The sequence below is a fragment of the Tolypothrix sp. PCC 7712 genome (assembly GCF_025860405.1).
Lineage (GTDB): Bacteria > Cyanobacteriota > Cyanobacteriia > Cyanobacteriales > Nostocaceae > Aulosira > Aulosira diplosiphon.
In genome coordinates, this window is sequence record NZ_CP063785.1 from 642,055 (window position 1) to 655,188 (window position 13,134).

Consider the following 13,134-nt stretch of genomic DNA (forward strand, 5'->3'; position numbering starts at 1 on the left):
AGATGGGGAAAGGAGAAAAGGTGAAAGCGTAGAATTTACAGTTTGTTGTCAGGTTTGCCTCGTCTCTTACTAAGGGCAGAAGTTACGGGATCGAGGAATTATATACTAAATAATGGTAAGTATTTAAACCAATCAGGGAGCAACAAGCAAGGTAAGATTTATCTGAAGAGTAGAAAAAAGCTCTTACTAGAGAGGGATTCACTGTGGAGCAAAAAATTAATTGCGCGGAAGCCTGCGTTAATGGTTGTGTTTTAGGGGATAAATGCCCCAATATTGAATTTAGAGAAGCTGCGGCACAATTTATTGAGGAGACTTCTTTAGATCAAATGCTGGCGCTTGCGGAAGAACGACTGCGGCGAAAATTCATGGAACCGCCAAAATGGGTACTTCCAGACGAAGAATAGCATTTTTGTGAGCAGATAACAGAATAACAGGGGGAGATTCTTTACTTTTCACATCTTTGCTACTCAGCGATCAGCTTCAGGAACACCAAAACGCTCAGGAAAAAACTAACATCACCTAATAGTATCTGGATCGATACCTAATTCTCGCAGTTTTGCTGCCAAGCGATCGCTTCTTTGCTTTTCTTGTTCAGCTCTTTGTTTTTCTTGTTCTACAAGTTCTTCTGGTGTTGTAACTAGTTGTCCATCAGCAGTGAAAAAGCGTAACTTTTCTTGTTCAACTCCTAAATATAGCTCTAGCTGCTGACTCCACAACCAACCTTGAGCATTCGCTTCTATTGCTTGATATTTACCAGCTACTAAGACAAACCCAGCAAAGTCTAAATTCTGCGGATCAAACCAGAAATATTCGGGTGTGCGAAAAGTATCTTGATAAATCTGTTTCTTCAAGCCTTTGTCTGTTAAAGCTGTAGAATCTGATAACAGTTCGATAATTACATTGGGATACTTGCCATCTTCTTGCCAAAGTACCCAACTTTTACGGGGTTTGCGTTCAGTTCCTCGCACCACAAAAAAATCTGGGCCGCGAAAATCTTCTGATTTGCGCTGACGTGGACTGTAGTAAATTGTAATATTGCCGGATACATAGAAGTCATTGCGATCGCGCCACAATAACTCTAGACATTGGATCAGCAATGTCATTTGTAGACGATGTAAGTCAGATTCCAAAGGCGGTTCGTTACTGTATAAATCTCCTGGAGGAAATATTACATTATCTGGGGTAGCTAAATCTTGGGCAACAGACATGGCAATCACTGTCTCAGTGCTAATAAGTTTAGCGTAGCAGGGCAAATATCAAATTCTAAATATCTAAACCAACAACTGTTAATTCCGGTGGATACTCAACTGTAAATTGATAAGTTACCTCTCGTCTTTCTTGCGGTAGCAGAGTTAAATCCCATTCCAAAATCCCCATCTCTCCCAGTTGAATTTGCGGATGGCTGTGGGTGAGGCGGACTTTAATTTTTTCGTTGCGGCTAATTGGTAATTGTTCAGTAAGTATCAGATGAGTTTCTTCTTCCAGCAAGTTAGTAACTATCAGCCGATAACCATAAGTAATCCGGCGCTGGTTACTCATCAATTTTTTATCAACTATTCGCTCAAATAAGTCACGCTCAATTTTTAAGCCTTCATCAATTCCTAAATTAATTTTGAATTCTTGTCCTGGCGCAATATTATCTAGTTTTGTTGTTCCCACAAACATATTGTCGCGGAAAATATTGGCTTTGCCTGGTAATAAAGTTGCGTTGTTAGCACTATTTTTGACTATGGCTTGGAGATAAGCAAAGCTCACTAACCTCGGCATGGCAACATAATGGCAACTACTCAAATAATCATCTTGAAAAATTGTAGTTTTATGGGGTGAGCCATCATTAGGAATATTACCACCAGCACTGAGTTTAAAGGTGACTACACTTCCTGTTGTCGAGACTTCCGCATCAACAGTTTCAGCTTCTATAGATTTGTCTTGTACAACCTCATCTGCTTCTTCATCCATTTCCCGCGCCATACCAGCTGACTCTGATTGAGCCGCCATCATTGGCATTTGGGTGACTTTGCGCCGCATAAAATCTGTTGTATAGCTGGGAGTATTTATATACCAAGGTTGCAGTTTGGGGGGAATAGTACCTAAGCCCGGTTTAGCAGTAGAGAGGGTTAGAGCTACGCCCAGCCACTCTTCCCCTGTGCTTTGGGTAACTTCAGCTAAGTAAGTGAGATTCACAACATTGCTGGTACTGCTAAAACGCAAATCATAAAGCGGAGTCCAACTAGCGCGATGAACTACGTAAGATAGCTCTAACTCAAAGTCTCCCGCACCAGCAACTTCCACAGGCACAATTATGCTCAAGCTTTCTTTGGGGTGTGGCGTTTGGATTTTTTGTAATGAAGCGCGCAGTACTTGCAACTGCTTGTCTAATTCTTCCTGTTGAGTTTTGCACTCCCCAGAGGCGATCGCATATTCGCTATACTGGCTGCCAATAAAGTTGAGAAAATCTAGAGTTTCGCTGAGACTGAGGTTTTTCCGTGACAAACTCTGAGAGAAGGGTTCTTCTGTCTTTTCCCGTAAGCCGGCAATAAAACTAGATTGCAATGCTAAAGCGTCGATTTGAGCTTGTAGGTGGCGTTTTTCTGCCTCCAACTGCTCAATCTGTCTGGTTAATTGCGCCACCCGTTCGGTAATCGGTTCTGTAGTGTAAATGCGATCGCAACTCACTCCTAACAAGCGTACCCCTACCGTCCCTTTACCACCAACCCTCACAGAATCAGTTTCTAGCGTTACCGGCAGTGAGGTAACGACTAATTCCTGTTCTTCTCCTGTTAGAGAAACCATCCCCCGTCTTGTAACTAGGGCTTGATCGCTGTAAACTGTCACAGCTACAATCTGGCTTGCTACTATCTTGCGTAAAGAAGGCATTTCTGGGTTAACCACTGCCAGTTTTCCCCCATTTTGAATGATTCTGCTGCTTAATTGTTAATGGTTAAAGGTTCCACCGTCAAGTCATTAACAAATTGGGTGTTTGGTGTTTGGTATTTGTCCCAATTACCCATTACCCATTACCCATTCCCCAGTCCCCAGTCCCCAATCCCCAATCCCTAATTCTTCACCTCTTCCTCATCCTGAAGTTGCTCAAAGGTACCCCAAGAAAAAGAGGTATTTTGCTCGATAAAATTCTTAGCAGCATTGATCAGGTAATCATAATAGGTGCGAGCCACAATCGATAGCTGTTTCCCAGAAGGGTAAACTATGTACCAAGTGCGCTTAATCGGAAAGTGCTGTACATCCAAAATACTGAACTCTGAAGAGTCAGAAGTTAGGGTATGACGGGATAATACAGAAATTCCTAAGCCACCTGCGATCGCTTGTTTAATCGCTTCATTGCTGCCCAATTCTAATTTCACTTTCACTGTTAATTCATGCTGATCAAACAGGCTTTGGATAGCACGACGAGTTCCTGAACCTGGTTCTCGCATAATAAAAGCTTCTTGCGCTAGGCGTTCGATGGGAATATTTTTCTCTTTTGCCAGTGGATGATTAACTGGAGCAAAAACCACCAAGGGATTATCTAAAAATGGTTGGCAATTCACATCAATATTTTCTGGCACTTGGCTCATAATATACAAGTCATCCAGATTATTAATCATTCGCTCCAAAATCCGCTCATGGTTTGTTACTTGCAGCGAGATATCTATGCCCGGATAAAGTTGGCAAAAAGGCCCCAACAAACGCGGTATAAAATATTTTGCAGTTGTAATTACTGCTAATTTTAATTGACCTTGTTTTAGCCCTTTTAAGTCTGCTACTTTCATTTCAAATTGGGCTATGGTTTCAAAAATCTGCCGACAAGTAGCAAACAATTCTCGTCCTGCTTCGGTTAAATATAGGCGCTTACCAACCTGCTCAAATAAAGGCAATCCGACCGATTTTGTTAACTGCTTGATTTGCATGGAAACGGTAGGCTGGGTGAGGAACAATTCCTCAGCAGCACGAGTAAAACTACCGTGTCGTGCTGCCGCCTCGAACACCTTCAACTGGTGTAGCGTCGCTTGGTTCAAGGGTGATTCTCCTCTAAGAGCGATACAGAGATATTAATCTAGTATCACTGAACACTTGCATTAGCGATAGCATTGGTCACACAAAAATTCTGATTCATAAGTATAGACAATACTCTATGAATTCTATTACGAGATAGATCTTTTCCTATTATAGTGAAACAGTTATTATCAAAACAACAAAGCAAAGCGTAAGATGCCTTCCAGCTCTAGATGAATGCTGAATACTGAATCCTGAATGTGGATCTCCTACAATCCATAATTCCTAATTCATCATTCACCATTCATCATTCTTCTAATTCTTCTAAAACTTTGATAGGTAACTGAGCCAAATCTGGCAACTGCAGGCGTTCAATTTCGGCAACTTGCTCTTTAATATTAATGGGTAAGTTGATTGGTTGACGTTCTTCTATCCAGCAACTTGCTAATGGTAATGTCTGCTCTAATTCATCTAAAGGACGAGGAATTACCATAACTGCATTCAATTCCCCGATGCGTTCTGCCTCATACATTCCTGCTTCTACTGCTACTGCAACATTGGCTACGGAACCGCGAATAATGGCTGTACACAAACCTGCACCAATTTTTTCATAGGCTGCCAATTGTACATCAGCTGATTTCAGCATGGCATCGCAAGCTCCTACCATCGCTGGAAATCCTCGTGTTTCCACCAAACCCACTGCTTGGTTACTCAAACGACTGTAATTTCCATCCTCCATAATTTTACTGAGCTTGGAGGTAATGGGTAGCACTATCTCTAAATTTGGGTAAGGACGGGGAATAACTAAGCTAGAAACTAATTGACCAAACTGTTCCGCAGTTTGGATACCAGCTTCTACAGCCAATCGGACATCAGCAATCCCACCTCGGACAATTGCTGTACAATGACCACCACCAATTTTTTCATAGCCAACTAAATGAACCCCTGCTGATTTCAGCATCATATCGGCTGTTCCCACGATCGCGGGAAAACTCAGCGTAGATACCATACCCAAAGCAGTATCCTTGAGGCTATCTCGACGGCGGGTGTCTTTAATAGTGCTAAGAGCTTTTTGATTAGATGTTTCCATGTGAAGTCTCCGGATACTCACAGAAAGGATAAAGGCTAAAGGCTAAAGGATGAAAATATATAATCATTTAACTCCTGAATTACCAGGAATTTCATCCTTCATACTTCAGATGACATCTTACAATTAACACTTATTCACTCTGCTCGTCCGAGATGGGTTCATTTAGAGATTGCCGATGGGGAAATAGTGTAACTAACAGTCTTTGAATACTCCCTGTACCATAAATCTGAGTGCCAAAAGTATTGGGGGATTCGGTAGCAGGTGGAGTTGATTGTGACTCTTGGCTGCTTTCTTGTGAGGCTTGTGCGGCTGCTTCTAGTTCAGGACTACCCAATGAGGGGTTTTCTTCTAGAACAGGAGATTCATTTGACAAATTATTAGCAGGCTGAGTTTCAGAACTGGATTGGTGTTGTAACTCCAGGTAAAATCCGCCGGAGAAAGTAGTAGAGGAGGTAGTTGTTTCCCCATTGCTACTTTGTTCCTTGTTCCTTCGCCTCCCAATCAAAGTTTTTTGTTCTCTCAACCCCTGCGTATTTGTAGAAGCATTACTTGCTGATGGTTCCGGTGTGATACCACCAATATGCCGACTACTATCTCCCAAAATTGAACCAGGCGGAACCACTTGTCCTGGTGCAACTGAACAGTTAAACACTGTAGTTGCGGAACCAATACAAGCATTTGTTCCGATTTTACCTTGACCAACCATGAGAAAACCGGCTCCCAAGTTTGCTCCTGCTTCTACTTCTAGGGTTCCTTCATCAATTTGCAGAATCGACCCCATGCCAATACAGACTCCTGGGCCTATGATGATTTTGCCGTTAACAGCCGCTTGTAGTATTACCCCTGGTGCAATTACTGCACTGGGATGAATAGTCACCTCGCCACTAATGTAAGAGTCAAAGTTGTTGCTGAGGCGCAGTGGCGGCACAGACATGGAAATTCTAACCTCGGAAGCCGGAAAATTAGGAAATGCGGAAGATAATGAGTTTAAAGGATGTAGTCTCCTAAAAAGTGGCTGACCACAAGCTACTTCATCCTTTATACTTTATCCTTCCTAGCTATGGGCGTTGGATAATGGTCTCCAGTACCCGACGCTTGGCTTTGGGGTCAATACCAATTAGGCGCACATATTCTCCTGCGTATTCAGCGAGGGCTGCTTCTATAGCTGCGATCGCATCTCTTTCAGAATTGGCTTGAATGGGGCCTGTGCTTGTCCAGGAACCGGTGCGGAAGCGTCTTTGGTCTACATGTTCAACGCTAATTTTATACCCAGCACCTAGTAATTGCCGTAGTTGATCGATGACTTCTCCACTCAAACGGGTGCTAGTTGCGGTGGCTGTAGCTGTAGCTGTGGCTGTAGGCGCACTGCTGGTAAAAGATTTTGTGCTGCTAGATGGATTAACCTGACCGTTGGGACGTTGGATAATGCTTTCTAATACCCGACGTTTAGCTTTGGGGTCAATACCAATTAACCGGACATACTCACCTTGATGGTTGCTGATACAATCTTCTAGAGCCGCAATCACTTCATTGGTAGAGGTAGAGTTAATAGGACTACAGCTTTGCCAAGAACCAGTCCGGAAGCGGCGCTCATCCACATGTTCTGTACCAATTTTGTAACCACCTGCTAACAGCTGACGGATTTGTTCTACTGTTTCTGTGTTTAGTCCGCCACCAGAACCGTTACCATTACCATTAGAGCTATAGCTGCCATTAGAAGCAGCCTTGGGAGCCTTAAATGCAGCAGCAGGCGCACCAACTGTGCCATCTGGACGTTGGATAATTGTTTCGAGAACGCGTCTTCTGCCGTTGTCGATGCCAAACAAGCGCACATACTCACCAGCATGATCTGCCAAACAAGCTTCTAATGCTGAGATGGCTTCACCAATGGATCTAGCATTGATAGGCTGACAGCTAGTCCAAGAACCCGTACGGAAACGTCTTTGGTCTACATGTTCTGTACCGATTTTGTATCCTTGCTGTAACAAATAGCGTACTTGCTCTATTGTTTCTGCACTTAAACTACCGCTTGCCACTTCACTACTCCTTTCTAGCTCTAAAACAGTAATGCCATTACCTGTAGAAGATTTTTTTATTTGATCCCGAATGGGTGTAATACATTTACTATCTGCAACGCACAAATATCCAGCTCGCAGTGCCTGATTAATTCCCACTACATGATGGGTGAATTCCTGATCCTGCGATTGGACATCTGGTAAACGGTCAGCTTGTTGCTGAGTAGTAATGATTGCTCCCGAAGGTACATATTTACCAGGGGGAATTTCTACATCTTGAATTAAAGCGTGCATCATCACGATGCAACCTGCACCCACCCTGGCATTAAATACCGTAGAGCGAAAGCCTATAAAAGAATTATCACCAACATAAGCAGGCCCGTGAATCAGGGCCATATGGGTAATAGAAGCATTTTTACCAATCCATACCGAGTATTCTTCTTGGTCATCACCAATTACTCGGCCTTGCTCCAACCCATGAATTACTACACCATCTTGAATATTAGTATTTTCACCAATGAAAAAAGGTGTACCTTCATCCGCTCTAATCGAAGTCCCCGGAGCAACGATTACGTTGGCACCTATTCGCACGTCTCCAATCACCTTGGAAAAAGAATGTACAAATGTGCTTTCATGGATTGTTGGCTCAGCTAAGTTCCTCGACCACGGGGTTGGGGGTGCCACCGTGCTGCTGACTGCCATTGCGAGATTCCTCCTAAAATTGTCAATTGTCAATTGTCAGTTGTCAGTTGTCATTTGTCCTTTGTCTTTTGTCTTTTGCCATAATTTTTGTGTTATGACCAATGACTAATGAACAGTAACTAATGACTAATGACCAATGACTAATGACTAACGGTATTGGTCTTTTTTGCTGTAAATGAGACGATCTTCAACATGAATAGTATCAATTATCGCCACCACTGCTGCATCTAACGGACGATTTTCGTTTCCAGGAACTTGACGAGCTGCGCTACCACGACTGAAAAGTACCCATTCGTCTACTCCTGCACCTACGATATCTGCTGCTACTTCGTATTTTTGCAGGAGGTTGCCTTCTTCATCTACTAATTGCAACAACAGTAGTTTCACACCTCGAAGACTTGGTTCTTTTTGCGTGCTAACTACTGTGCCCCGGACTTTAGCAATTTGCATTACAAATTATGGTCTTCTGCCGAAAGGACGAATGGCGTTGACATTTTCCCGGAACTGCTCTACATCCTCTGTATAACGAATTGGCAGGACATACTCTAAGTTTTCGTGAGGACGAGCAATGATATGGGTAGACAGTACTTGTCCGCCGTTAACTCGCTTCACAGATTCTACGCCTGCGGCAACGGAGGCTTGAACTTCGGAAACATCTCCCCGAACGATAACTGTGACGCGACCGCTACCAATTTTTTCGTAGCCTACTAAGGTAACGCGAGCTGCTTTCACCATCGCATCTGCGGCTTCTACTACTGCGGGAAAGCCCAGCGTTTCTACCATTCCTACTGCAATCGACATTAGTTTTAATCCTTAATGACAGTTTTTCACTCTGGACAACAAAAGCACTCAAGAAGGCAACCCCGTTAATCTATTTTCTTAATGGGTTTTTAAGTGCGGAACTGTTCTACGGCTTCTGTATACCGAATCGGTAATACATATTCGAGGTTTTCATGGGGACGGGCAATGATGTGAGTGGATACTACTTCCCCACCATTTACTCTTCTGGCTGCTTCTACCCCAGCTGCAACTGAGGCTTGCACTTCCGATACGTCTCCCCGCACAATTACTGTGACTCGTGCGCTACCAATTTTTTCATATCCTACTAATGTTACACGGGCGGCCTTCACCATCGCATCAGCAGCTTCTACTACTGCGGGGAAGCCCTTGGTCTCAATCATTCCAACTGCAATTGGCATCGCAGAACTCCTACAAAATTAATCCAATCAGTACTGAGCTTTGAAATTTTTGACGGGGAAGCTCATCTTGAGCTAAGAAAACACTTCCAAAATAAGCATAGGAAAGCTTGGCGTTCCTGGCAATATAAATCACTATAATAGTTTATAATAAAATTGTTTAAGAAAACTTAACAAAAATTAATGCTGTCATTTGGTTAATGAAATTTTACGGATTGCTAGAGCGCTCAAGTAAGCTTTATAATTTTTTAATTACATTTGTCAAACTTCTATTAATAAAGTTTTTAATTTATTCTCAAGAGATTTGACAAAAGCCTATAACCTTTGCCAGCATTGCCTTTGGTAGATTTATCTATTGTCTCCAAGCAAGAGGCTAAAAGGCAGATAAGTTTTACTAATAATACATATAAATTGAAAATGTAAAAGTAAGAATTCCCATACTACAAGTCAACTGTAGTTTAGGAATTAAATATTTTTATTCTGTTATATTCACTTTTGCTATCGATCTAATGTCAAGCTAATTAGAGAAAATATATTTAATAAAACTGGTTTTAAAACAAGGCATTCCATACTGAGTCGTCAAAGGAAATTTAAATGGATCATTTTCTCTACATTACAAGTTGGTTTGTGCCTTTTTATGGTTTAATAGGTGCTATTTTGACCTTGCCCTGGGCCATGGGAATTATTCGGCGAACAGGGCCAAGACCAGCAGCATACTTCAACTTGTTGACGACCATTGCCGCATTTATCCATAGCCTGTTGATATTTCAAAACATCTGGGATAAAGAGCCAGAAACAGTGATAATTAACTGGTTCAAAGTCGCAGATTTAGATTTATCCTTTGCCTTAGACATTTCCCCCGTCAGTGTTGGGGCAACGGTGCTGATTACAGGGTTAAGTTTCTTAGCACAAACTTATGCCCTAGGCTATATGGAAAAAGACTGGGCATTGGCGCGGTTTTTTGGGCTGATCGGATTTTTTGAGGCGGCGCTGAGTGGTTTAGCCATTAGTGATTCTCTATTTCTCAGCTATGCCTTGTTAGAAGTGCTGACGCTTTCCACATATTTGCTAGTGGGATTTTGGTATGCACAACCCTTAGTGGTGACCGCAGCGCGGGACGCATTTTGGACAAAAAGGGTCGGAGACTTGTTACTGCTGATGGGGGTAGTGACCCTTTCTTGCCTAGCTGGTAGTTTGAACTTTTCTGATTTATCTGAATGGGCGCAAACAGCTAGCTTAGATCCAGTCACTTCTGCGTTATTAGGATTAGCTTTAATTGCTGGGCCATCTGGTAAATGCGCTCAATTCCCCCTACATCTGTGGTTAGATGAAGCAATGGAAGGGCCTAACCCTGCTTCTATACTGCGGAACTCATTGGTGGTAGCAGGTGGTGCTTATGTGCTATACAAAATGCAGCCTTTGTTGGCACTGTCCCCAGTGGCTTTGAATGCCTTGGTAATTATGGGTACGGTGACAGCAATTGGGGCGACGTTAGTGTCCTTAGCGCAAATTGATATTAAGCGAGCACTATCTCATTCCACTAGTGCATACATGGGCTTGGTATTTTTGGCAATGGGTTTACAGCAAGGGGGTGTAGCCTTGATGTTGCTGTTAACTCATGCGATCGCAAAAGCTCTATTATTCATGAGTTCGGGTTCGATTATCTCTACTACCCACACCCAAAACCTTACAGAAATGGGTGGTTTATGGTCACGGATGCCGGCTACAACCACTGCTTTTGTTGTTGGTTCGGCAGGGATGGTGACACTGCTACCACTAGGCAGTTTTTGGGCAATGCTGGCTTGGGCAGATGGCTTTGTGAATATTAGCCCTTGGGTGATTGGTGTATTAGTAATAGTTAATGGCTTAACAGCACTCAATTTAACCAGAGTATTTAGATATATTTTCTGGGGTACACCGCAACAAAAAACCCGCCGTGCGCCTGAAGTGGGTTGGCAAATGGCATTCCCGATGGTGACCTTGATCATCTTGACTCTGTTATTACCCGTAATGCTACAGCAATGGTACTTACTTCCTAGTTGGGAAAGTATTAACTGGTATGTAGTAGCGATATTACTTTCCTCAACCTTAGTAGGGGTAGCAATCGGCTCGGTAATGTATCTAGACAAAGCATGGTCAAGGTCAAGAATCCTAGCATGGAGATTTATCCAAGACTTGTTGGGTTACGACTTCTACATCGACCAAGTGTATAAAGTCACCGTAGTCAGCGCTGTAGCCATCCTATCGAAAATTTCCGCATGGAGCGATCGCTATTTGATTGATGGCTTAGTCAACTTAGTTGGTTTTGCCGCCATCCTCAGCGGGCAAGGTTTAAAGTACAGCATTTCTGGACAATCCCAAGGTTATATGCTAACAATCCTCTTCGTTGTCAGCGTCTTGGGATTTTTCATTAGCTGGTCATTAGGGCTACTAGATAAGTTGCCTTTTTAGTCATTTGTCATTGGTCATTTGTCAATAGGCAATTATCATTGATCGCCTCTGCTTGCTCTTCCTCTCTGCCCTCCTTCCTCATATCCTTAACTAGTTCTGTGTATGCTGAGTGCGTTGATTTTAGTACCATTAATTGGTGCTGTTGTAATTAGCTTATGGCCACCGGGGATAAATGGTAAAAACTCCCGAGGGATAGCCTTGGTAGTTGCCAGTATCGCCTTTGTATGGTCGATAATTTTAGCAATTCAATTTAATCCTGGGCAGGTTAGTCAACAATTTGTAGAATTCTTACCTTGGGTAGATGCCTTAGGTTTAAATTATAATCTTGGGGTAGATGGCTTATCTTTACCTTTGCTAGTTTTGAACGGCTTGTTGACTTGCGTTGCCATCTACAGCAGTGATGAATCTCTGCAACGTCCAAGATTGTATTACTCATTAATACTGCTGTTAAGTGCTGGGGTAACTGGTGCTTTTATTGCCCAGGACTTACTATTATTCTTCCTGTTTTACGAAGTTGAACTCATACCCCTATATCTGTTGATTGCAATTTGGGGTGGTGAAAAACGGGGTTATGCAGCTACAAAATTCCTCATTTATACTGCTCTTTCTGGGATTTTGATTTTAGCCAGCTTCTTAGGAATGGTTTGGTTGAGTGGTGCGCCTAACTTTGCTCTCGGTTCTTTGAATGCCACGACTCTACCATTAGCAACGCAACTTTTGTTACTAGCCGGAATTTTAGTTGGTTTTGGCATTAAGATTCCTCTAGTTCCCTTCCATACATGGTTGCCAGATGCTCACGTAGAAGCTTCCACACCCATTTCTGTGCTACTGGCTGGGGTACTGTTAAAACTAGGAACTTATGGCTTACTGCGCTTTGGCATGAACTTATTGCCAGAAGCTTGGACTTATTTGGCTCCCTGGTTAGCGAGTTGGGCTGTAGTCAGTGTACTTTATGGTGCATCTTGTGCGATCGCCCAAAAAGACATGAAAAAAATGGTGGCATATAGTTCTATTGGACACATGGGCTATATTCTGTTAGGGGCGGCATCTGCGACACAGTTAAGTATTTTAGGCACTGTGATGCAGATGATCAGCCACGGCTTGATTTCTGCACTCCTGTTTTTGCTGGTAGGGATTGTCTATAAAAAAGCTGGTAGCCGCAACCTAGATGTTATCCGGGGGCTACTAAATCCAGAACGAGGTATGCCCGTAATTGGTAGCTTAATGGTTTTAGGAGTCATGGCTAGTGCGGGAATTCCAGGAATGATCGGGTTTATTTCCGAATTTGTCATCTTCCGTGGTAGTTTCCCGGCTTTTCCCGTGCAAACCTTGTTATGTATGATTGGTACAGGTTTGACTGCCGTGTACTTCTTAATCCTGGTAAATAAAGCCTTTTTTGGACGTTTATCCGAGCAAGTTGTCAATCTACCAAGGGTATATTGGAGCGATCGCCTACCATCGATAGTATTAGCTGTAGTGATTGTAATTTTTGGTATCCAACCCTCTTGGTTAGCACGCTGGACTGAACCAACAATCACAGCGATGGTGAATACACAAAACACCGTAGTCACCGTGGCTTTGGATCATCAAAGCAAAAATTAAAATACCAGATTGGGTTTGTAGTCAGGATGATGCCAGACTACAAACTCAATCATCTGTTTGGTAGGTGATGAATAATTAACAATTG

Annotated in this window: 12 protein-coding genes; 3 read left to right on the forward strand and 9 right to left on the reverse strand. The window is 42.8% G+C overall.

The genetic code is table 11. From position 1 onward, the window contains the following. Positions 1–203 precede the first annotated feature (203 nt). The gene (locus HGR01_RS02450; protein WP_045871869.1) at positions 204–404 is read left to right on the forward strand and encodes a hypothetical protein; all 201 of its coding nucleotides are present in this window, start codon (positions 204–206) and stop codon (positions 402–404) included. A 111-nt stretch (positions 405–515) separates the two neighbouring features. On the opposite strand, the gene HGR01_RS02455 is transcribed toward HGR01_RS02450, so the two are convergent. From HGR01_RS02455 to HGR01_RS02495, 9 genes are all read right to left on the reverse strand, one after another. Next, positions 516–1,208, reverse strand: a complete 693-nt coding sequence (locus HGR01_RS02455) for a Uma2 family endonuclease (protein ID WP_045871870.1) — start codon at positions 1,206–1,208, stop codon at positions 516–518. 55 nt (positions 1,209–1,263) lie between these two features. Then, positions 1,264–2,892 carry a mucoidy inhibitor MuiA family protein gene (locus tag HGR01_RS02460; RefSeq protein WP_045871871.1) on the reverse strand — a complete coding sequence of 543 codons (1,629 nt, stop codon included), beginning with the start codon at positions 2,890–2,892 and terminating at the stop codon, positions 1,264–1,266. Positions 2,893–3,056: 164 nt separating this feature from the next. Beyond that, on the reverse strand, positions 3,057–4,016 hold the full coding sequence (locus HGR01_RS02465; protein WP_045871872.1) for a LysR family transcriptional regulator: 960 nt from the start codon (positions 4,014–4,016) through the stop codon (positions 3,057–3,059). A 284-nt stretch (positions 4,017–4,300) separates the two neighbouring features. Then, a complete protein-coding gene (locus HGR01_RS02470; RefSeq protein ID WP_045871873.1) occupies positions 4,301–5,083 on the reverse strand; it encodes a BMC domain-containing protein in 783 nt (260 codons plus the stop codon). Positions 5,084–5,213: 130 nt separating this feature from the next. Continuing rightward, positions 5,214–6,017, reverse strand: coding sequence for a transferase (locus tag HGR01_RS02475; protein ID WP_045871874.1), 804 nt, complete (start codon positions 6,015–6,017; stop codon positions 5,214–5,216). Between the two features lie 124 nt (positions 6,018–6,141). Continuing rightward, on the reverse strand, positions 6,142–7,800 hold the full coding sequence (locus HGR01_RS02480; protein WP_045871875.1) for a ribulose bisphosphate carboxylase small subunit: 1,659 nt from the start codon (positions 7,798–7,800) through the stop codon (positions 6,142–6,144). A 147-nt stretch (positions 7,801–7,947) separates the two neighbouring features. Next, positions 7,948–8,250, reverse strand: coding sequence for a EutN/CcmL family microcompartment protein (locus tag HGR01_RS02485; protein ID WP_045871876.1), 303 nt, complete (start codon positions 8,248–8,250; stop codon positions 7,948–7,950). Between the two features lie 6 nt (positions 8,251–8,256). Continuing rightward, positions 8,257–8,601 carry a carbon dioxide-concentrating mechanism protein CcmK gene (locus HGR01_RS02490; protein WP_010995041.1) on the reverse strand — a complete coding sequence of 115 codons (345 nt, stop codon included), beginning with the start codon at positions 8,599–8,601 and terminating at the stop codon, positions 8,257–8,259. 89 nt (positions 8,602–8,690) lie between these two features. Continuing rightward, a complete protein-coding gene (locus tag HGR01_RS02495; RefSeq protein WP_009457333.1) occupies positions 8,691–8,999 on the reverse strand; it encodes a carbon dioxide-concentrating mechanism protein CcmK in 309 nt (102 codons plus the stop codon). A gap of 591 nt (positions 9,000–9,590) precedes the next feature. Here HGR01_RS02495 and HGR01_RS02500 point away from each other — a divergent pair. Both HGR01_RS02500 and HGR01_RS02505 read left to right on the forward strand, forming a co-directional pair. Then, on the forward strand, positions 9,591–11,447 hold the full coding sequence (locus HGR01_RS02500; protein ID WP_045871877.1) for an NAD(P)H-quinone oxidoreductase subunit F: 1,857 nt from the start codon (positions 9,591–9,593) through the stop codon (positions 11,445–11,447). 102 nt (positions 11,448–11,549) lie between these two features. Then, positions 11,550–13,049, forward strand: a complete 1,500-nt coding sequence (locus tag HGR01_RS02505) for an NADH-quinone oxidoreductase subunit M (protein ID WP_045871878.1) — start codon at positions 11,550–11,552, stop codon at positions 13,047–13,049. Positions 13,050–13,134: the final 85 nt, after the last annotated feature.